At 72.2% G+C, this 19,890-nt stretch carries 19 protein-coding genes; 8 read left to right on the plus strand and 11 right to left on the minus strand.

Annotated features, from left to right (window positions below):
* Window positions 1-9: 9 nt before the first annotated feature.
* Both AB0M80_RS16795 and AB0M80_RS16800 read left to right on the plus strand, forming a co-directional pair.
* Window positions 10-936, plus strand: a complete 927-nt coding sequence (locus AB0M80_RS16795) for a hypothetical protein (RefSeq protein WP_364564994.1) — start codon at window positions 10-12, stop codon at window positions 934-936.
* A gap of 109 nt (window positions 937-1,045) precedes the next feature.
* Entirely contained in the window at window positions 1,046-2,656 is a 1,611-nt protein-coding gene (locus tag AB0M80_RS16800) for a succinic semialdehyde dehydrogenase (protein ID WP_364564997.1), read from the plus strand.
* A gap of 85 nt (window positions 2,657-2,741) precedes the next feature.
* Here AB0M80_RS16800 and AB0M80_RS16805 read toward each other — a convergent pair whose 3' ends face one another.
* From AB0M80_RS16805 to AB0M80_RS16840, 8 genes are all read right to left on the minus strand, one after another.
* A complete protein-coding gene (locus tag AB0M80_RS16805) occupies window positions 2,742-5,765 on the minus strand; it encodes an AAA family ATPase (protein WP_364565000.1) in 3,024 nt (1,007 codons plus the stop codon).
* Window positions 5,766-5,889: 124 nt separating this feature from the next.
* Complete coding sequence (locus AB0M80_RS16810; protein ID WP_364565003.1) at window positions 5,890-6,099, minus strand: hypothetical protein; 210 nt, start codon at window positions 6,097-6,099, stop codon at window positions 5,890-5,892.
* Between the two features lie 158 nt (window positions 6,100-6,257).
* The gene (locus AB0M80_RS16815) at window positions 6,258-6,461 is read right to left on the minus strand and encodes a DUF397 domain-containing protein (protein WP_364565005.1); all 204 of its coding nucleotides are present in this window, start codon (window positions 6,459-6,461) and stop codon (window positions 6,258-6,260) included.
* A 12-nt stretch (window positions 6,462-6,473) separates the two neighbouring features.
* Window positions 6,474-7,376, minus strand: coding sequence for a helix-turn-helix transcriptional regulator (locus tag AB0M80_RS16820; RefSeq protein WP_364565007.1), 903 nt, complete (start codon window positions 7,374-7,376; stop codon window positions 6,474-6,476).
* A 348-nt stretch (window positions 7,377-7,724) separates the two neighbouring features.
* Window positions 7,725-8,621: an acyl-CoA thioesterase II gene (locus AB0M80_RS16825; RefSeq protein WP_364565010.1), complete on the minus strand. Its 897-nt coding sequence runs from the start codon at window positions 8,619-8,621 to the stop codon at window positions 7,725-7,727.
* 36 nt (window positions 8,622-8,657) lie between these two features.
* A complete protein-coding gene (gene pyk, locus AB0M80_RS16830) occupies window positions 8,658-10,082 on the minus strand; it encodes a pyruvate kinase (RefSeq protein WP_364565013.1) in 1,425 nt (474 codons plus the stop codon).
* A 124-nt stretch (window positions 10,083-10,206) separates the two neighbouring features.
* On the minus strand, window positions 10,207-10,872 hold the full coding sequence (locus tag AB0M80_RS16835; protein WP_364565016.1) for a DUF2461 domain-containing protein: 666 nt from the start codon (window positions 10,870-10,872) through the stop codon (window positions 10,207-10,209).
* 59 nt (window positions 10,873-10,931) lie between these two features.
* Entirely contained in the window at window positions 10,932-12,146 is a 1,215-nt protein-coding gene (locus AB0M80_RS16840) for a glycoside hydrolase family 18 protein (RefSeq protein ID WP_364565019.1), read from the minus strand.
* 167 nt (window positions 12,147-12,313) lie between these two features.
* On the opposite strand from AB0M80_RS16840, the gene AB0M80_RS16845 reads away from it, so the two are divergent.
* Entirely contained in the window at window positions 12,314-12,622 is a 309-nt protein-coding gene (locus AB0M80_RS16845; protein WP_364565772.1) for a metalloregulator ArsR/SmtB family transcription factor, read from the plus strand.
* 78 nt (window positions 12,623-12,700) lie between these two features.
* Here AB0M80_RS16845 and AB0M80_RS16850 read toward each other — a convergent pair whose 3' ends face one another.
* A complete protein-coding gene (locus AB0M80_RS16850; protein WP_364565020.1) occupies window positions 12,701-13,030 on the minus strand; it encodes a helix-turn-helix domain-containing protein in 330 nt (109 codons plus the stop codon).
* Window positions 13,031-13,097: 67 nt separating this feature from the next.
* Between AB0M80_RS16850 and AB0M80_RS16855 the strand changes: the two genes are divergently transcribed.
* The 4 genes from AB0M80_RS16855 (at window position 13,098) to AB0M80_RS16870 (ending at window position 16,742) form a co-directional block, all read left to right on the plus strand.
* A complete protein-coding gene (locus tag AB0M80_RS16855) occupies window positions 13,098-13,742 on the plus strand; it encodes a group II truncated hemoglobin (protein ID WP_364565023.1) in 645 nt (214 codons plus the stop codon).
* Between the two features lie 36 nt (window positions 13,743-13,778).
* Window positions 13,779-15,215, plus strand: coding sequence for an aromatic amino acid ammonia-lyase (locus tag AB0M80_RS16860; protein WP_364565026.1), 1,437 nt, complete (start codon window positions 13,779-13,781; stop codon window positions 15,213-15,215).
* A 65-nt stretch (window positions 15,216-15,280) separates the two neighbouring features.
* Window positions 15,281-15,865 carry an RNA polymerase sigma factor gene (locus AB0M80_RS16865; protein WP_364565028.1) on the plus strand — a complete coding sequence of 195 codons (585 nt, stop codon included), beginning with the start codon at window positions 15,281-15,283 and terminating at the stop codon, window positions 15,863-15,865.
* Window positions 15,858-16,742, plus strand: coding sequence for a CU044_5270 family protein (locus AB0M80_RS16870; RefSeq protein ID WP_364565029.1), 885 nt, complete (start codon window positions 15,858-15,860; stop codon window positions 16,740-16,742). The genes AB0M80_RS16865 and AB0M80_RS16870 overlap by 8 nt, the downstream gene beginning before the upstream one ends.
* A 52-nt stretch (window positions 16,743-16,794) precedes the next feature.
* On the opposite strand, the gene AB0M80_RS16875 is transcribed toward AB0M80_RS16870, so the two are convergent.
* Window positions 16,795-17,820 (minus strand): 6-phosphofructokinase, encoded by a 1,026-nt coding sequence (locus AB0M80_RS16875; protein WP_364565031.1) that lies wholly within the window; start codon window positions 17,818-17,820, stop codon window positions 16,795-16,797.
* Window positions 17,821-18,103: 283 nt separating this feature from the next.
* Here AB0M80_RS16875 and AB0M80_RS16880 point away from each other — a divergent pair, with 283 nt between their 5' ends.
* The gene (locus tag AB0M80_RS16880) at window positions 18,104-19,186 is read left to right on the plus strand and encodes a 3-deoxy-7-phosphoheptulonate synthase (protein WP_364565033.1); all 1,083 of its coding nucleotides are present in this window, start codon (window positions 18,104-18,106) and stop codon (window positions 19,184-19,186) included.
* Window positions 19,187-19,400: 214 nt separating this feature from the next.
* Here the strand turns inward: AB0M80_RS16880 and AB0M80_RS16885 are convergent, their stop codons facing one another.
* Window positions 19,401-19,889: a polyadenylate-specific 3'-exoribonuclease AS gene (locus AB0M80_RS16885; protein WP_364565034.1), complete on the minus strand. Its 489-nt coding sequence runs from the start codon at window positions 19,887-19,889 to the stop codon at window positions 19,401-19,403.
* Between the last annotated feature and the right edge of the window lies 1 nt (window position 19,890).

Here is a 19,890-nt window from a genome sequence, read left to right on the forward strand (position 1 = left end):
GGAGTTCCGATGACCGCCGCCCCGTACCAATACCCCTACGGCCCGCCACCGGCCCAGCCGCCGGCCGACCCGGACGCCTTCTTCCGGCTGCTCGCCGGGATCCTCGGCGCCCTCGCCGCGGTGCTGGTGATCACCGGATCGTTCCTGCCGCAGACGTCGTTCGAGCAGGTCGTCGACGGCAAGACCGAGAGCAGCCAGACGATCAGCGCCTGGTCGCGCTCGTTCTCCGTCGAACCCGGCGAGGAGGCGAAGAAGTTCTACGAGCACACCCACGTCGCGCGGTACGGGATCCCGCTCGCCGCCGGCGCGGTGGTGCTGCTGGCCGGTGCCGGGCTGGCGTTCGCCGGCACGCGCCGCTCGGCGGGCCCCGGCGTCCGCTCGGGCGCCCGGACGGCCTTGGTGGCGGGGGCCGCCGGGGTGACCGCGGCGGTGTGGATGCTCGGCATGGACGTCTCGGCGACCTTGAGCTACGAGTCCGACGAAGGGACGCTCAAGTCGCACTACGCGACCGGGACGGGATTTTGGCTGCTGCTCTGCGGCGGGGTCCTCGCCCTGGTGGCACTGGTGTTCGCGGTGCTGGCCGGGCGGCGGACACCCGTCGCGGCCCCCGGCGGCGGGCACCCGGTGCAGCCGTACCAGCAGCAGTCGCGGCCGTACCCGGTGCCGCCCCAGCAGTTCGGGGGTCCGCGACCGTACCCGGGGTATCCGGGTTCGCAGCCGTTTCCCGCCCAAGGACCGCCATCGCAGCCGTTCGCGGCCCAGACCGGTCCGCAGCCGCCGTACGGCGCCCCGGCGTCGCAGCCGTTCCCGGCGCAGCAGCCCGGCGATCCCTACGGCGGCGTGACGCAGGCCCAGGCGCACCCGGCGCAGCAGGAGCCCGCGTCCCCGACCGAGCCGAACTACCAGCTGCCGCCCCTCGACCCACCCAAGACGTGAATCTTATTCACATCAGGCTGGACATCTGACGTACCGACGGTATGGTGTACTCGTCGGTAACCCCTGCGCGGCGTCGCGCGGACTCCGGACGCCGCGGAACGGAGACGTCATGACCAGCACCACCCCCGCGAAGGCCGTCGAAGAGACCCCGGTGCCCCCGACCGTCGGCGGTATTGCCGGGGCCCCGAGCTCGGCGCGGGCCGCCCAGCTCGTCGCCCGCGTGGCGGGCGGCGCGGACTCGGCGCCGATCCGCATGCGCGCGCCCTTCACCGGGCAGCCGATCGCGACCCTGCCGCAGGCCACCGACGCCGACGTCCGCGCGGTGTTCGCCGACGCGCGGACGGCCCAGCGGGCGTGGGCGGACCGCTCCCCCGCCGAGCGCGCCCGCGTCCTCACCCGCCTCCACGACCTGGTGCTTGCCCGGCAGGACGAGGTCCTCGACCTCGTCCAGATCGAGGCCGGCAAGGCCCGCCTCGACGCGTTCGACGAGGTCAGCGCGACCGCGCTGGTGGCGGCCTACTACGGCAGGCACGCCGCGAAGATCCTCGCCCCGCGCCGCGTCGCCGGCGTCATCCCCGGCCTGACCCGCGCCGGCGAGCTCCGCCACCCCAAGGGCGTCGTCGGGATCATCTCGCCGTGGAACTACCCGCTGGCCCTGACGGCGATGGACGTCCTGCCGGCCCTGGCCGCGGGGAACGCCGTCGTGCAGAAGCCGGACAACCAGACCGCGCTTTCGGCGCTCTGGCTGCACGAGCTCGCCGAGGAGGCCGGGCTGCCCGCCGGGACCTGGCAGATCGTGCTCGGCCGCGGCTCGAAGATCGGCACCGCGCTGGTCGAAGAGTCGGACTACCTGTGCTTCACCGGGTCCACGCCGACCGGCAAGGAGCTGGCCGGGCAGGTGGCGAAGCGGCTGACGTCGTACTCGCTCGAACTCGGCGGCAAGAACCCGATGATCGTGCTGCCCGACGCCGACGTCGCGAAGGCCGCGACGGGTGCGGTGACGGCGTGCTTCTCTTCCGCCGGCCAGCTGTGCGTGTCGGTCGAGCGCATCTACGTCCACGAGGACATCCGCGACGAGTTCACCCGGGCGTTCGTGGCTCGCACCGCCGCACTGAAGCTCGGTGGCGCGCTCGACTACCACGCCCAGATGGGCTCGCTGACGTCGGAAGAGCAGCTCGCGGCGGTGTCGGCGCACGTCGAGGACGCCCGGGCGAAGGGTGCGTCGGTGCTCACCGGCGGCCGCGCCCGGCCTGACCTCGGCCCGCTGTTCTACGAGCCGACGGTGCTGTCCGGCGTCACCCCGGACATGCTGCCGTTCGCGGAGGAGACGTTCGGCCCGGTCGTGTCGATCTACGGCTACACCGACGTCACCGACGCCATCGAGCGGGCCAACGACACGCCGTTCGGGCTCAACGCCAGCGTCTGGTCCCGCAACGGCCGCGCGGGCTGGGAGGTCGCCGCCCGGCTCAAGGCCGGGACGGTCAACGTCAACGAAGGCTACGCGGCGACCTTCGGCAGCGTCGGCGTGCCGATGGGCGGGATGAAGGACTCCGGCGTCGGCCGCCGCAACGGCGCCGAAGGCCTGCTGAAGTACACGGAGTCCCAGTCGATCGCCCTGCAGCGCGGCCTGGCCCTGCGGCCCCCGCGCGGGATCTCGGGCTCGCTGTGGGCCCGCGGCATGACGTTCGGCCTCAAAGCCCTCCGCCGCCTCCCCCGCTGACGAAACCCGTAACTCGCGTGATCCGGGCCGGAACTCGCGTGATTTGGAGCCGTGACGGCTTCAATCACGCGAGTTCCGGGTCTGATCACGCGTGTTCGGCGGTGGGGGCGGTGAGGAGGCCGCGGTCGTAGGCGATCGCGACGGCTTCCGCGCGGCGGCTTGCGCCGAGTTTCGCCATCACGCGGGAGAGGTGGACGCTCACCGTCTTTTCGCTGATGTACAGCTCTTCGCCGACCTGGCGGTTCGTGCGGCCGAGGGCGACGCGCTCGAGGACGTCGCGTTCGCGGTCGGTCAGCGGGTCGGTGACCGTGCGGGCCGGGGCCGCCGGTTCGACGCCCGCCAGCTCGACGCGGGCGCGGTGGGCCAGGTCCCGGACGGCGTCGCGCAGCGGGATCGCGCCGAGGCGGACCGCCACGGCGTGGGCCGCTTCGAGGGACGCGCCGGCGTCGGCGTCCGCCGCCAGCAGGGCTTCGGCCTCGTGCCAGCGGCAGATCGCCTGCTCGTACACGGCGCCGTAGCCGAACGCCTCCGCCGCGACCGCCCACTTTCCCGCGTCGCCCCGGCCGGACAGGCAGGTCGCGGCCGCCTCCAGCCGGGCCAGCCACGCCCGGCCCTCCGGACCGAGCTTGCCCGACCGCGGCTGCCCGACGACCGAGCACATCCGGCCGTGCGCCAGCATCCGCTCGCCCGCCGCCACCGCGGCGTCGGCCGCGGCCTGGCCGCCGTGGACCCGGGCGTCGGTGGCCGCCGCGGCCGCGGCGGCCACCCCGAGCGCAGCCACCCGGATGCCGGCCAGCAGCCCCGGTTCGATCCGTTCCAGCCAGCCGATCAGGTCCTCGGCCCGGCGCACCGCCTCGGCGTGGTCACCCCGCCAGTACGCCAGCTCGATCCCGGCGCCCCCCGCGGACAGCGGGATCTGCATGTCCGCCGTCCAGTGCTGCCGCAGCCCGGCGACGAGTTTCGCGGCTCCGTCGAACCGGCCGCGGGCCACGACGAACAGCGACCAGATGGCCTGGATCCGCGCGGCGACCGCGCTGGACACCCCACGCCCGGCGCGGCCGGCGCTCTCGTCCGGCCAGTCGCCCATCAGGTAGCGCAGCATGAGCTGCCGCGCCCGCAGCTCCAGCCCGTAGACGCTCCAGCTCAGCCCGGATTCCTCGGCCCGGGCGACGCCGCGCGCGGCGTGTTCCAGCGCTTCGGCGAACTCGCCCTGGTCGTCGTGGCTCAGCGCCAGGAAGTAGGTCGCGCGGATTTCGGTGTTCAACGCCCCGGCGTCCCGCGCCTTGTGTTCGGCCTGGCGCAGCCACTCGCGGGCTTCGGCCGCGTCCCCCCGGGAGTCGGCCAGGGTGCCCAGGGTGACCAGCGCCGACGCCTCCGCGCCCGCCGCGCCGACCGCCTGCGCGTCGGCGACCGCGGTGAGGGCGCTGTCCAGCGCCGCCTCGGGCTGGTCGAGGATCCGCAGGAACCCGGCCCGGCTGGCGAGCACCCACGCCCGCGCCGAGCTGGGTTCGGTGTCCTTCACCAGGTTCCAGGCCCGGTCGATGGCCGCGACGGCCTCGTCGAGGGTGCCCTCCAGCGCGAGCAGCGCGTCCGCCAGCCGCCGCCACACCTTCGCGGCCCGGTCGTGCGGGATGTCCGGAGTCAGCGCCTGGGTCGCCGTGCGGGCGAACGCGACGGCCCGCTCCGGTTCGCCGGACGTGCCCGCGAAGTACGACGCTTCGTACAGCAGCCGCAGCTCGTCGAACCCCGCCGGCCGGTCGGCCGGGGCGACGGCGTCCCAGATGGACAGTGCCTGCTCGACGTGCTGCAGCGCCGACCCGGGCGCGCCCAGCTTCTCGGCCTCGTCCATCGCGCGCAGCAACGCCGGCAGCGCGGTGACCAGGTCACTGCTCTGCATCGAGTGGTAGGCCAGCTTCGCGTCGTGCCCGCGGCCCTGGGGCCGCGCCTTGATCCGCGCCGCGTACGCCGCGTGCGTGCGCGACCGCTCCCCCGGCAGCAGGTCGCCGTACACCGCTTCCTGCAGCAACGCGTGCCGGAACGTGTAGGAGCCGTCGGACAGCACCACCAGCACGTGGTGCTGGACGGCTTCGCGCAGTGCGTCGTCGAGTTCCAGCTCCCCCAGCGCGGAGACCTCGGCGAGGGCGGCGTGCATGACCGGCTCGTTGGCCACCGAGATCACCCGCGCCACCCGGCGGGCGTCCGGCGAGAGCCGCTCGAGCCGGGACAGCAGCACCTCGGCCAGCCCGGCGGGCAGGTCGTTGCACTCGGTCTTGGTGGCGAGCAGCTCTTCGGCGAAGAACGGGTTGCCTTGGGAGCGGGTGACGATGTCGCCCACGACGTCCGCCGGCAGCGGCTCGTCGGCCAGCGCCTCGACGAACTTGCGGGCGTCGACCGCGCCGAAGGGATGCAGGTCGACGCGCTCGACCGTGGCGAGCCGGACCAGCTCGGAGAGGACGTCGCGCAGCGGGTGGCGCCGGTGCACGTCCTCCTCGCGGTAGCTGCCCACGACCAGCAGCCGCTGCGCCCGCAGCCTGCTGAGCAGGAAAGACAGCAGGTTGCGGGTCGACGCGTCGGCCCAGTGGAGATCCTCCAGGAGGATCACCACCGGGCGCGACTCGGCGATCTCGGTCAGCACCCCCAGTACCGCGTCGAACAACTGCAGCTGACCGAGGTCCTGCTCCGGCCGGGGACGCACCATGGTTTCCCGGTCGTTGGAGGTCATCGGCGGGTGTTCGGCCGCCCGGGGCTCCTCGAAGCCCGGCCCCTGCGGCAGCAGCCGCCCGAGCGCGGGCCGGGCCCGCACCGCGGCGGCGACCGCCGGGTCCGTCGCACTGCCCAGCGGGGCGAGCGCCTCGGCGAACGGAAGATAAGGAAGACCGCCCTCGCGGACGTCGATGCAGCGGCCGGTGAGCACCAGCCCACCGCACGCCTCGACGTGCTCGCCGAGCGCGGTCAGCAGCCGGGTCTTGCCGACCCCGGCGTCCCCCGAGAGCAGCACCGCGCCGGCTTCGCCCCGTTCGGCCCGGGCGAAGGCGGCGCGGAGCCGCCGCATCTCGTGGGTACGGGCGACGAGCGGGATTCCGGAGCCGAGTCGGGGCACGAGGAGCATTGTTGCCTACCCCACCGACAGTTTGTCGGGGGTTCGGGTGGCGAAGCCCCCGACCTGGGGCAACGCCCCAGATGTCACCGACAAGTTCCGCACGCTTATCGCCATCGCCACCATCACCCGCCGCCTACCGGGCGGTCTTGCCGGCGTCGGCGGTGGCCCGCGCGACCTCGCGGCGCTCCTGCGCCGGGACGTCGGCGTCGGTGCGCGCGGCCCGCATGTGGCGGACGGCGCGGCGGGCGCGGGCGGCCCAGGCGCTGCGCCCGGCCTTCCGCAGTTCCTCGGCCCGGTAGGCCGCTTCGGCTCGGACCGCGTCCAGCATCAGATCGCTGTGCATCGTGTTCCCCTGTCCCTGGTTCTCCTGTTCGTAGCACTCAGGTTCGTCCTGAGGGGACACCCCGGGCATCGGGTGATCACGTAGGCCTGGGCGTGAAAAGACCCCTTACTCCCGGCCGAGCCCAGCTCGGCGGGGGTAAGGGGTCTTCGGCGGGCGCCTCAGTCGTGCGCCGGGCCGCCGGGCCGCACCGCGGCCAGCAGACCCCGCCAGCCCGACGCGGGCAAGCGGAACGCACCCCCTTCGGGATCCTTCGAGTCGCGCACCGCGGCACCGCCGTCGACGAACGCGACCTCGACGCAGTCGTTGCCGCCACCGCTGTGGCTGCTCTTGCGCCACTGCGCCCCGGAGAGTTCTGCTTCCATGGTCCCCACTCCTTACTTTGTCCTCGCTTCCGGATGGTGCACCGGAGCCGGTACGGCCGCCTGTTCGGCGAACCGTCCGGCCGCCTCGGCGATCAGCTCCACCGAGTCGTCCGGCTTCAGTGCGGCCGCGCGCAGATGGTCGAACATCAGCCCGTAGCGCCGGACGTCTGTGGGTTCCTCCAGGTAGAGGCCGCTGGACGTGCTGTCGTCGACGTAGACGACGTCCGGGTCGGCCTGCTCGGGGAAGCCCATGATGAGGAAGGGGCCTTCCATGCCGGGGTGCGCGCCGGCCCCGAACGGCACGACCTGGACGGTCACGTTCGGCTTCTCGGCGACGGCGACCATCCGGTAGAGCTGCTCGGCCATCACTTCGGGGCTGTCGACCACGCGTCGCAGCACGGCTTCGTCCATCACCGCCCAGTACTCCGGCGGCGGGGTCTCGGACAGCAGTTCCTGGCGGGCCATCCGGGCGGCGACGCGGCGGCGGATCTCGGCTTCGTCGGCGTCCGGGCGCAGTGCGCGGATCACCGCGCGGGCGTACCGCTCGGTCTGCAGCAACCCAGGCACCAGCAGCGCCTGGAACGCTCGCAGGGAGCTGGCGTCGGCCTCGAGCCCGACGAAGGTGCCGGTGAAGACCTCGTTGTACGCGTGCCACCAGCCGCGCTTGCGGGCTTCCCTGGCCAGCTGGACGAGTGCCTCCTGCTCGTCGCCCATGATCCCGTAGAGGGCCAGCATGTCGCGGGCGTCACGCGGAGTGACTCCGACGTGGCCGGTTTCGATGCGGCTGATCTTCGAGGCGGAGCACTCGAGCTTCTCGCCCACCTCGTCGATGGTGAGGTCCGAGGCCTCGCGGAGCCGGCGCAGCTCGCCCGCGAGTCTCCGCCGGCGAACCGTGGGGCTCTGTCCCCTTGCCATCGCGGTACCTCCGGATGTCGACGTGCTTCCTGTATCTGACCAGCCGGGCCCGGACTTGGTGGAACATTGACGGGAGTCGATTCCGGCACCGGATCTGCAATTTGCAAAATGCTCTTGTATCCTCGCACCCTGCACTGCGACGAGCGCCGGGCGGTCGGCCTGCCGGGGCTTCGACCGGCCTCTGAGCAGGGTAGACGATGATCGCGCGAAGTGCCGCGCAATCATCGGGCGAAGGGTCCGGGGCCGTCCCCCGATCGGTCCCGGCCCCCTCGCCGAGGCCGAATGCCCTTTTCCGGCGATCGCTATTCGGGCTATTCGTCGCCCGTGAGGGTGATTTGCCGCCGAACTTCACAAGACGCGCAGGAGTCCTTCTTGGACGACCGTGGCGATGAGCGTGCCGTCCGCGGCGAAGAACCGGCCGGTGGCCAGCCCGCGGGCGCCGGACGCCGTCGGCGAGGCGCTGTCGTAGAGGAACCACTCGTCGGCGCGGAACGGCCGGTGGAACCACAGCGCGTGGTCGAGGCTGGCGCCGAGCACCTTGTCGGTGTCCCAGTAGACGCCGTGGCGCGCGAGCACCGAGTCCAGCAGGGTCATGTCCGAGGCGTAGGTCAGCACGCAGACGTGCAGCAGCTGCTGGTCGGGCAGTTTCCCGTCGGCCCGCATCCACACCTGGTTGCGGGCGGGCCGCTCGCCGGTCTCCCGGGTGACCCACGGCGGCTCGTTGACGTACCGCAGGTCGATCGGCCGCGGCCGGGCGTGCGCACCGATCGCGTAGCCCTCGGCGCGTTCCATCAGCGTCGGCAGCGTCTCGGGCGCCGGCACGCCTTCCGGCATGACCTCGGCGTGCTCGATGCCCGGTTCGTCCTTCTGGAACGACGCCGAGAGCGAGAAGATCGCCTTGCCGTGCTGGATCGCCACGACCCGGCGCGTGGTGAACGACCGGCCGTCCCGGATCCGGTCGACTTCGTACACGATCGGCACGCTGGGGTCGCCGCCGCGGATGAAGTACGCGTGCAGCGAGTGGACCCGGCGATCCTCGGCGACCGTGCGCCCGGCCGCGACCAGCGCCTGGCCGGCGACCTGCCCGCCGAACACCCGCACCGGCGAGTGGGCGGGCGAGACGCCGCGGAAGATGTTCTCTTCGATCTTCTCCAGGTCGAGCAACGCGATCAGGCGGTCCAGCACCGGCTGGCCGCCACCCGGGATCTCCAGTTCGGTGGCGGCCGTCCTGGCCAATTCAGTCATGACCGGACCCTATGTGGTGCGAGGGCGACCCGTCCCTTATGCGTGGTCGTCTTCACCGAGGCGGTGCACCCGGATCAGGTTGGTCGACCCGACGGTGCCCGGCGGGGACCCGGCCACGATGACGACCAGGTCGCCCTTCTGGTACCTGCCCATCTCCAGCATCGCGTGGTCGACCTGCTGGATCATCTGGTCGGTCGAGCTGACCTGCGGCACGATGTGGGTGTTGGTGCCCCAGGTCATCGAGAGCTGGCTGCGCACGCACTCTTCGGGGGTGAACGCCAGCAGCGGCAGCCGGGTGTGCAGCCGGGCCAGGCGGCGCACGGTGTCACCGGACTGCGTGAACGCGACCAGGGCCTTCGCGTTGAGCCGCTCGCCGATGTCGCGGGCGGCGTAGGAGATGACGCCGCGCTTGGTGCGCGGGACGTGCGACAGCGGCGGCACGATCGGCGAGTCGGTCTCGACCGCCTCGATGATCCGGCCCATCGTCTCCACGACCTCGATCGCGTACCGGCCGACCGAGGTCTCACCGGACAGCATCAGCGCGTCGGCGCCGTCGAGCACCGCGTTCGCGACGTCGGAGGCCTCGGCGCGGGTCGGCCGGGAGTTGTTGATCATCGACTCGAGCATCTGCGTCGCGACGATGACCGGCTTCGCGTTTTCGCGGCAGATCTGGATGGCGCGCTTCTGCACCAGCGGGACCTGCTCCAGCGGCAGCTCGACGCCCAGGTCGCCGCGGGCGACCATCACCGCGTCGAAGGCCAGCACGATGGCCTCGAGGTTGTAGACGGCTTCGGGCTTCTCGATCTTGGCGACGACCGGCAGCCTGCCCTTGCCGACCCGGTCCATCACCTGGTGGACCAGGTCGATGTCGGCCGGCGAGCGGACGAAGGACAGGGCGATGAAGTCGACGCCCAGCTCGAGCGCGAACTCGAGGTCCTCGATGTCCTTCTCGGACATCGCCGGCACGGAGACGTCCATGCCGGGCAGCGAGACGCCCTTGTTGTTGCTGACCGGGCCGCCTTCGGTGACCTCGCAGACCACGTCCGGGCCCTCGACCTTGCGGACCACCAGGCCGACCTTGCCGTCGTCGACGAGCAGCCGGTCGCCGGGCTTGGCGTCCTTCGCCAGGCCCTTGTAGGTGGTCGAGACCCGGTCGTGGGTGCCGGCGACGTCCTCGACGGTGATCCGGACGATGTCGCCGTTGTGCCACTCGACCGGGCCACCGGCGAACGTGCCGAGCCGGATCTTGGGGCCCTGCAGGTCGGCCAGGATGCCGACCGCGCGGCCGCTGTCGGCGGCCGCGGCCCGGATCAGGTCGTAGACCTGCTTGTGGTCGCTGTGGCTGCCGTGGCTGAAGTTCATTCTGGCCACGTCCATGCCCGCGTCGACAAGGGCCCGCATCTTCTCCGGGGTGGCAGTGGCAGGTCCCAGGGTACAAACGATCTTCGCGCGTCGGCTCACGTCCACATAGCGTAGACCCTCTTCGCGCGTTCGTCTGTACCGATCCCGAATGTTCAAGAAAGTGTTCAGAAACCTGCCTGCTCAGGTTCGCTTCGCGGGCGTGGTCCCGGAGGTCACCGTCACGCTAACGACGCGGCCGGTCACTCGGCCCGACCCGGTCGCGGGCCCACTCGTTGAACTCGCGCAGCTGCCGCCAGGCCTTCCGGACGCGGTCGAGGGCGCCCCGCTCGTGCAGGACGTCGTCGGGCTCCCAGCCGCGCACGGCGTACACGGAGCGGTGGCGCAGCAGGTCGAGGCGCGGGTGGTCGGCATCGAACCCGCGTGGCTTCGACTTCAGCCGGTCTCCCTTGACCTCCCAGCCGGCGCGCTCCAGCTTGGCCAGGATCTTCCGCAGCGCCTCGCCGTGCAGCTCGGTGTCGACGGCCGTCCGGAACCGGGCGAGCTGGTCGGGCGCGAGGTGGAAGCAGCCGCCGCCGACGCGCAGGCCGGCCGGGCCGACCTCGACGTAGTAGGCCCCGCCGCCGCGGCCCTGCTCGATCACCGCGCCGCAGTGGGTCTTGTACGGCGTCTTGTCCTTGGCGAAGCGGACGTCGCGGTAGGGGCGGAACACCTTGGGCTCGCCGAAGCCGTCGGAGAACTCGGGCGCCAGCTCGGCCAGCAGCGCCTCCATCGGCGCCCGGACGTCGGCCCGGTAGGTCTCGACGTGGTCGTCCCAGTAGGGCTTGGAGTTGTCCTCGACCAGGCCGTCGAAGAAGTCGACGGCGTACTCGCCGAATCCGCTGAACGTCACGGCGTGGACGATAAACGGGGGCACCGACGGTTTCCGCCGGTGCCCCCGCGGGCGCTGTGCTACTTGGCGACGGCCGTGATCAGCTCGCCGTTCGTGGTGTCACCGGAGAGTTCCCAGAACATCGCGCCGCCCAGGCCCTGGGTCTTGGCGTAGGAGATCTTGCCGGCGATGGTCGCGGGGGTGTCGTAGCTCCACCAGTTGCTGCCGCACTTGGCGTACGCGGTGCCGGCGACGGTGCCGGTCGCCGGGCACGACGTCTTGAGCACCTTGTAGTCCTCGATGCCCTGCTCGTACTTGCCGGGCGCCGGGCCGGTCGCGCTGCCGCCCGGGGCGCTTTGGGTGACACCGGTCCAGCCGCGGCCGTAGAAGCCGATGCCCAGCAGCAGTTTGCTCGACGGGACGCCCTTGCTCTTGAGCTTCTGGATCGCCGCGTCGGAGTAGAACCCGGCGGTCGGGATGCCGGAGTACGACGTCAACGGCGAGTGCGGAGCCGTCGGGCCCTGCGCGGCCCAGGCGCCGAAATAGTCGTAGGTCATCACGTTGTACCAGTTGACGTACTGCGCGGCGCCGCCGTAGTCGGCCGCGTCGATCTTGCCGCCACTGGTGCCGTCGGCGGTGATCGCCGCGGTGACCAGCTTCGAGCCGAACTTGGCGCGCAGCGCCTGGAGGAGGTTCTTGAACGCCGCCGCGCCGCTGGTGTCGCAGGACAGGCCGCAGGCGTTGGGGTACTCCCAGTCGATGTCGATGCCGTCGAAGACGCCGGCCCAGCGCGGGTCGTTGACGAGGTTGTAGCAGGAGCTCGCGAACGCGGCTGCGTTCTTCGCGGCCTGCGCGAAGCCGCCCGACCAGGTCCAGCCGCCGAAGGACCAGATGACCTTCAGGCCGGGGTGCTTGGCCTTGAGCTTCTTGAGCTGGTTGAAGCTGCCGGCGAGGGGCTGGTCCCAGGTGTCGGCGACGCCGTCGACGCTGCCCGCGGCGTCGTAGGTCTTCTGGTAGTCGGCGTAGGCGTCGCCGATCGCGCAGCCGCCGTTCGTCACGTTGCCGAAGGCGTAGTTGATGTGGGTCAGCTTGCTCGCCGAGCCCGACGTCTCGATGTTCTTGACGTGGTAGTTGCGGTCGTAGACCCCCCATTCGGTGAAGTAGCCGACCACCTTGCCGACGGAGGCCTCGGTCGCGGCGGTGGCCACCGGGGCGGCTACGCCGCCCAAGGCGAGGCCCGCGGCGGCGGCCACGGTCAGCAGGGCCGAGTAGCTCTTCCTGCGGAAACGGGACATGTGTTCTCCCTTCCGAGAATGACTCACGGCGACGGTGCCGGAGTGGTGGGGACCACACTCACCGTAAGTGGACTAGACCACTAGGTCAATGGTTCAGACCAAACCGCCGGACGCAAGGTCCACATTCCTTGACAGGAATATGCCCGGCGGAGCACATTTCAGGGGTGATGCAGACTTTCGACGTCCTCGCCGAACCCCGGCGCCGGACCATCCTCGACCTGCTGCGGGACGGCGAGCGCTCGGTCGGCGAGCTGGTCGACGAACTGGAGCTGAGCCAGCCCGCGGTGTCCAAGCACCTGCGGGTGCTGCGCGAAGCCGGACTGGTGACGGTGCGGGTCGCGGCGCAGCGCCGGTGCTACGCCCTGCGCCCGGAGCCGCTGGCGGAGGTCGACGCGTGGCTGGCGCCCTACCGCCGCTTCTGGTCGGACCGGCTCGACGCGCTGGAGCGCCGCCTGGACGCCACGGACCCCGCCTGACCGACACCCGCCGATGCGCCCCGAGGCGGCCTCGGGTGCTCCTCCCTTGCCCCCAGCCACCACCCTGGGACGCTCCGGTCAGGGCTCGAACGTGATGCCGCGGTCCGCCGCGCGGCGCTCGCCCCACTCGTAGAGCGCCGTCAGCGCCGGGCGCAGCTCCTCCCCCACCTCCGTCAGGTGGTACTCGACGTGCGGGACCCGGCCGGCGAACTCCTCGCGGCGGACGAGACCGTCCGCCGCCAGCTCGCGCAGCTGCTGGGTCAGCATCTTCTCGCTCACCCCCGGCATCCGGCGCCGCAGCTCGCCGTAGCGGTGGGCGCCCTCCTTGAGGTGGGCGAGGATCACCGGCTTCCACTTGCCGCCGATCAGGTCGACGGCCAGCTCGACCGCGCAGTGGTAGCGCTTCATCCCGCTCTCCCTACGCACCGGGAAGTGCGTGGTTGCCCGGCCGGGCCACGCCTGGTTGCCTGGGCCGGTGATCGTCGAATACCTCCGCTACACCGTGCCAGAAACCGCGAGCGCGGACTTCGAAAAGGCCGCCGCCGGGCACGAAATCGAGCGCGGCCCCGGGCGGTACCTCGTGCGGCGCAAGGGCGGCGCGCCCTTCGCCGGCATCGAAGGCTTCACGCCCGACGGCGACCCCGAACGCTACGAAACCACCACTCCCACGCTCTACGACTGGGCGGGCGGCCACGAAGCGCTCGTGCAGCTGCTGACGATCTTCTACGGCCACGTGCTCGAAGATCCGCTGCTGGAGCCGGTCTTCCGCCACATGGACCCGCACCACGCCGAGCACGTCGCGGGCTGGCTCGGCGAGGTCTTCGGGGGCCCGGCCGGCTACTCGGCCGGGCACGGCGGGCACGCCCACATGATCGGCCGCCACCTCGGCCGCGGGATCACCGAGCAGCAGCGCCGCCGGTGGGTGGGCCTGCTGCTCGACGCCGCCGACGAGGCCGGCCTGCCCGACGACCCGGAGTTCCGGGCCGCGTTCGCCGGCTACCTCGAGTGGGGCAGCCGGCTGGCCGTCGTGTTCTCCGCGCCCGGGGCCGAGCCGAACCTGCACGAGCCGGTCCCGCTTTGGGACTGGGCGAGGCCGCCCTGGCAGCCACCGGCGGCCTAGCCGCATAGTGAGGGCAGCCGGAAAGGAGGGCTGCCGTTGATCCGGGTGGACGGCCGGACCCTGCGGTGCGCCGACGTCGTGATCGCGGCGAGCACCGAAGGGCCGCTGGGCATCGACGTCTCGATCGCCGCGCTGCGGGCGGCCGAGCAGGCGTGGAAGCTCGCCGAAGAACTGAGCACGCGGCGGGTGGTCTACGGCCGGACCACCGGCGTCGGGGCCAACAAGGACGACACGGTCGAGAGCTCCACGGAGCACGGCCTGCGGCTGCTGCGCAGCCACGCCGGCGGCAGCGGCGACGAGCTGCCGCCCGGCCAGGTGCGGGCCATGCTGCTGATCCGGCTCAACCAGCTGCTCGCCGGACGGTCCGGAATCAGCCCCGAGCTGATCGGCGCGCTGGCCGCGGCGGTCCGCACCGGCGCGCGGCCGCAGGTGCACCGGCTCGGCGCGATCGGCACGGGGGACCTGGCCCCGCTGGCCGAGACGGCGCTGGCGCTCACCGGTGAGCGCCCGTGGGTCACCGGGGACGTGCCGCCGGTGCCGGTGCGGGCGGGGGACGCGCTGGCGTTCATGAGCAGCAACGCCGCGACCCTCGCCGAAGCGACCCTCGCGGCGATGCGGCTGGACACGCTGACCCGGGCGAGCCACGCCGTCGCGGCGCTGACGTACGTCGCGCTCGACGGCAACCCCGAGGCGTACGCGACGCCGGTGCACGAAGCGCGGCCGCACGCGGGGCAGGTCGCCTGCGCGGCCGAGATGCGGCGGCTGCTGGGCATGCACCAGACGCCGAAGCCGGGGCGGCGGATCCAGGACCCGTTCGGGCTGCGGGCCTTCCCGCAGGTGCAGGGCCCGGCCCTGGACGCGATCCACTACCTGCGGGACGTGCTCGCCGTGGAGATCAACGCGAGCACGGAGAACCCGATGATCTCGACCGTGCACGGGGACGCCTACCACCACGCGCACTTCCACACCGCGTACGTGTCGACGGCGCTGGACCAGGCCCGGGCGACCGTGCACCAGGTGGCGGAGCTGTCGGTGGCGCGGCTCGGCGACCTGGTGGAGCCGGAGTTCACCGGGCTGCGGCCGTTCCTCGCGGCGGGGCCGCCGGGCAGCTCGGGCGTGATGATCCTGGAGTACGTGGCCCACGACGCGCTCACGGAGCTGCGCCAGGCGGCGCTCCCGGCCACGCTCGGCACGGCGGTGGTGTCCCGCGGTATCGAGGACCACGCGAGCTTCTCGACCCAGGCCGCGCGCGCGGCGACCGCGGCGTGCTCGGCCTACCAGCAGGTCCTGGCGTGCGAGCTGGTGGCCGCGGTCCGGGCGCTGCGGATGCGGGAGGCCGACCTGGTGGAGCTGCCGGTGCGGGACGCGTTCGACACCGCGGCCGCGGTGTTGGACGAGAGCGTCGAGGACCGGCCGCTGACCGGCGACATCGCCGCCGCCGTCGGCGTCCTGGAGCAGCTGGCCCGCATCTAGCGTGAACTCGAACCGCCCGTTCCGCCAACAACGGGGCAGACAGCGTCACGACAGGCAGGCGGTTCATGAGTTCACCAGGTGAAACCGGGGACGACGCGGACGTCATCACCGCGTCGCTCCGACATCCGGAGCGGTTCGCGGTGGTCTTCGACCGCCACGCCCCGCACATCCATCGCTATTTCGCCCGGCGGCTCGGCAGCCAGGTCGCGGACGACCTGATGGGCGAGACGTTCCTGATCGCGTTCGGCGGCCGCGCCCGCTACGACCCCGCGTTCCCGAGCGCGCGGCCGTGGCTCTACGGCATCGCCACCAATCTCGTCGGCCAGCGCCGCCGCGAAGAAGCGCGCGAGTACCGGCTGCGAGCCGCCCTCGGGCCGCCCGCCGAGCAGGACGGTCACGCGGACCGCGTCGCCGAGCGGGTGACCGCCCAGGCCATGAACGAACGGCTGGCCGGAGCCCTGGCCGGACTGGCCCGGGGGGACCGGGACGTGCTCGTGCTGATCGCCTGGGAGGGCCTGACGTACGAGGAGGTCGCGGGCGCGCTGGGGATCCCGGTCGGCACGGTCCGGTCGCGGTTGAACCGGGCTCGCCGGAAGGTCCGGACGGAACTCGGGCACGCGCCCGCCAAGGAGGTCTCGAACCATGGATGAGATGCAGCTGCTTCGCGATTTCGCCGGACCGGCCGGGCTCCCGGCGAACGGCGACCTGGCCCGGAAGCGGGCCGAACTGATCGCGGCGACGACCGCGCGTCAGCCGGCCCGGCGCCGGCACGTCCTGTGGGGCGGGCTCACCGCGACCGGGCTCGCCGCGGCCGCCGCCGCCGTTGTCGTGCTCACCCCGGCAGGCCCGGCGGTCTCGCCGGGTCCCGAGCCCCGGCCGGCGACCGACCCGGTGTGGATCATGCACACCGCGGCCGCCAAGGCGCGCGCCCTGCCGGACGTCGAACCGCGCCCGGACCAGTTCCTCTACACCAGGACCCGTCTCGCGGACGGCCGGGAGAACGAGTTCTGGGCGTCGGCGGACGGGACCCACGACGGGTTCCAGGTCCTCTTCGGCCACGAATCGGAAATCGCGGGCTGCCGCGACGGCAAGCGCGTGCAACAGGAGGGCCAGGGGCGGACGGTGACGCGCCAGTGCACGCCGCACCCCGCCGCTCACCCGGAGCTGCCCACGGACGCCGACGCCATGCTCGCCTACCTGCACAAGAGCACCTACGGCGAAGGCGACACCCTGCACGACCTCGGCCGCGAGGTCGTCGATCTGGCCGAGGGCTACTTGCGCCCGGCGGCACGGGCCGCCCTCTACGAGGCCGTGGCGAAGGTGCCCGGGCTGGTCGCCCGCACCGACGCGAAGGATGCCACCGGCCGGGCCGTCCTGGGGATCACCTGGAACAGCACGACCGAGCACGGGATCGGCAACCAGGACGAGTTCCTGTTCGATCCGGTGACCTTCGCCTACGTCGGCAACGGGACGACCGGTGCGGTCGTGAGCCAGGGCATCGTCGACGCGGTGCGCCAGCGGCCCTGAACGCGCGAAGGGCCGCCCCGGGGATTCCCGGGGCGGCCCTTCGACGGGGAACTCAGCCGAAGAAGACTTCGGCTTCCTGGTAGCGCTCGACCGGGACCGTCTTCAGCTCGGCCGTCGCCTCGGACAGCTTCACGCGGACGATGTCCGTGCCCTTCAGCGCGACCATGACGCCGAAGTCGCCGTCCGCGACCGCGTCGACCGCGTGGAGGCCGAAGCGGGTGGCCAGGACGCGGTCGTAGGCCGTCGGGGTGCCGCCGCGCTGGACGTGGCCCAGCACGACCGCGCGGGACTCCTTGCCCGTGCGGTGGGCGATCTCGTCGGCCAGCCAGGTGCCGATGCCGCCGAGGCGGACGTGCCCGAAGGCGTCCTTCTCGCCGGTGAGCAGCTTTTCCTCGCCGCCCTCGGGCAGGGCGCCCTCGGCGACGACGATGATCGGCGCGTACTCCTTCTCGAAGCGGCGCTCGACCCAGGAGACGACCTGGTCGACGCTGAAGTGCCGCTCCGGCACCAGGATGACGCTCGCGCCGCCGGCGAGGCCGGAGTGCAGCGCGATCCAGCCGGCGTGCCGGCCCATGACCTCGACGACCAGCGCGCGGTGGTGCGACTCGGCCGTGGTGTGCAGCCGGTCGATCGCCTCGGTCGCGATGGAGACCGCGGTGTCGAAGCCGAAGGTGTAGTCGGTCGCGCCCAGGTCGTTGTCGATCGTCTTGGGCACGCCCACGACGCCGATGCCGTCGTCGGTCAGCCGCTTCGCGACGCCGAGGGTGTCCTCGCCGCCGATCGCGATCAGCGCGTCGACGCCCTGGTCGGCGAGGACCTGCTTGATCTTGTCGACACCGCCCTCGACCTTGTACGGGTTGGTGCGCGAGGACCGCAGGATGGTGCCGCCGCGGGTGAGGATGTCCTCGACGTCGTTCAGGCCCAGCGGGCGGCTGTCGCCGGTGAGCGGGCCGTTCCAGCCGTTGCGGAAGCCCACGAAGTCCCAGCCGTGCACCTCGATGCCCTTGCGCACCACCGCGCGGATCACCGCGTTGAGTCCCGGGCAGTCGCCGCCGCCGGTCAGCACACCGACACGCATGAGAAGCCTCCGTCTGTTCTCGGGAGATGACAGTCACATTTCGTCGCTCGCCAGCGTAGCGGCTCCCGTCTTGATCGGTGCAGCCCGTACCACCTGCCGGATCGGTCCGCGGGCGGCCTGTGCTAACTTGGCCCCGTGCAGCGCTATTTCTGGTTTACGAAGCCGGCCCCGGGTGGGCACGGCGGCGTGAACCTGCGCTGACTCCCACCCCCGAGCCGGATTTCGAAACCGGCTCGGCGAGTCCCCCGCGGGTCGGTGTCCACCAGGAAGGAACACCCCCGCCATGACGCTCTCCGTCGGCCCAGCCACCATCGGTGACCTCGACGCCGCGCGCACCACGTCGATCAGTCCGCTCATTTCGCCCGCGCTGCTGCGCGAAGACCATCCCGCGGACGCCGCTGTCGCCAAGGTCGTGCGCCAGGGCCGCGCCGAGACGGTCGACATCCTCGAAGGCCGGGACGACCGGTTGCTCGTCGTGGTCGGCCCGTGCTCGGTGCACGACCCCGAAGCCGCCCTCGACTACGCCCGCCGGCTGGCCGCGAAGGCCGAGGAGCTGCGCGGCGAACTGCACGTCGTGATGCGCGTGTACTTCGAGAAGCCGCGCACCACGCTGGGCTGGAAGGGCCTGATCAACGACCCGGACCTCGACGGCACCTTCGCCGTCAACAAGGGCCTGCGGCTGGCCCGGAAGCTGCTGCTCGACGTCTCCGCGCTCGGCCTGCCGGTGGGCTGCGAGTTCCTCGACCCGATCACGCCGCAGTTCATCGCCGACATCGTGACGTGGGGTTCGATCGGCGCGCGGACGGCGGCCAGCCAGGTGCACCGGCAGCTGTGCAGCGCGCTGTCGATGCCGGTGGGCATCAAGAACTCGACCGAGGGCGACGTCCAGGTGGCGATCGACGCGACCCGCGCGGCCGCGGCGAGCCACGTGTTCCCGGGCATCAACATCGACGGCCTCGCGGCGCTGCTCACGACGTCGGGCAACCCGGACTGCCACGTGATCCTGCGCGGCCACAGCGCGGGCCCGAACTACGACGCTCCCACTGTCGCCGACACGCTCGCGCGGCTGGCGAAGTCGGGCCTGCCGGAGCGGGTGATCATCGATGCTTCGCACGGGAACAGCGGCAAGGACGAGGTGCGGCAGGGAGCGGTGGTGCGGGAGCTGGCTGCGCGGCTGGCATCGGGTGAGCGCGGGATCGCCGGGCTGATGATGGAGAGCTTCCTGGCGGGCGGGCGGCAGGACCTTTCGCTGGGGCACCCGGAGCAGCTGACGTACGGCCAGTCGATCACCGACGCGTGCCTGGCGTGGGACGACACGGCGCCGCTGCTGGACGAGCTGGCCTCGGCGGTGCGGGCGCGCCGCTGAGAGGTCCCCGGCCTGGGGGTCCCCCGGTTCTTACGTTACCGGGGACCCCCGACAATTCCGGCCGTGCGCTCCGCCGGGAACCGGCGCCTGAGGCGGCCTTGGTTGCGTCAGACGCACCGAAGGCCGCCTTGGGGGCTCCACCGATGCCCCCACCACCACCCTCAACGGAGGCCGTCTTGGGGCGTTCGGGGGGGTGAGCGTCGGCGACCCGGGGTCAGCGGCGCGGAAAGTAGTTCTCGATGACTTCCCAGCGGGCCAGGTTGTGCTTCGCGTCCGCCAGCGCGTCGTGCTGATCGGTCGGCGCCGCCGGGAGCTTCGGCTTCCCGGCGTCCTCCCAGCGCTGACGCAGGTCGCGCGTGAAGCGTGGCAGCTGCCGCGGCAGGGCGGGCATCGGGCCCCACAGCTGGGCCAGCGCGACGTGGTCGTACGCCGCGAACCAGGCCCACAGCTCGATGCCGCCCGGGGGCTTGCCGAAGAACTCCAGCAGGTCGTTGCGGATCTTCTCCCGGCTCCGCCACGCCCGGTCGGCCGGGGACGGCAGCTTGTCCAGGACGTTGTCCCGGACCCACGGCCCCGCTTTCGCAGGGTCGAACTCGGTCGAAACCGCGTAGAACTCCCGGCCGCGCTCGTCAACGACACCGATCGACACCAAGTCGATCGTCACGCCGTCCTCGATGAATTCGGTGTCGTAGAAAAACCGCACC

It is taken from the genome of Amycolatopsis sp. NPDC051045 (assembly GCF_040682955.1).
GTDB lineage: Bacteria > Actinomycetota > Actinomycetes > Mycobacteriales > Pseudonocardiaceae > Amycolatopsis.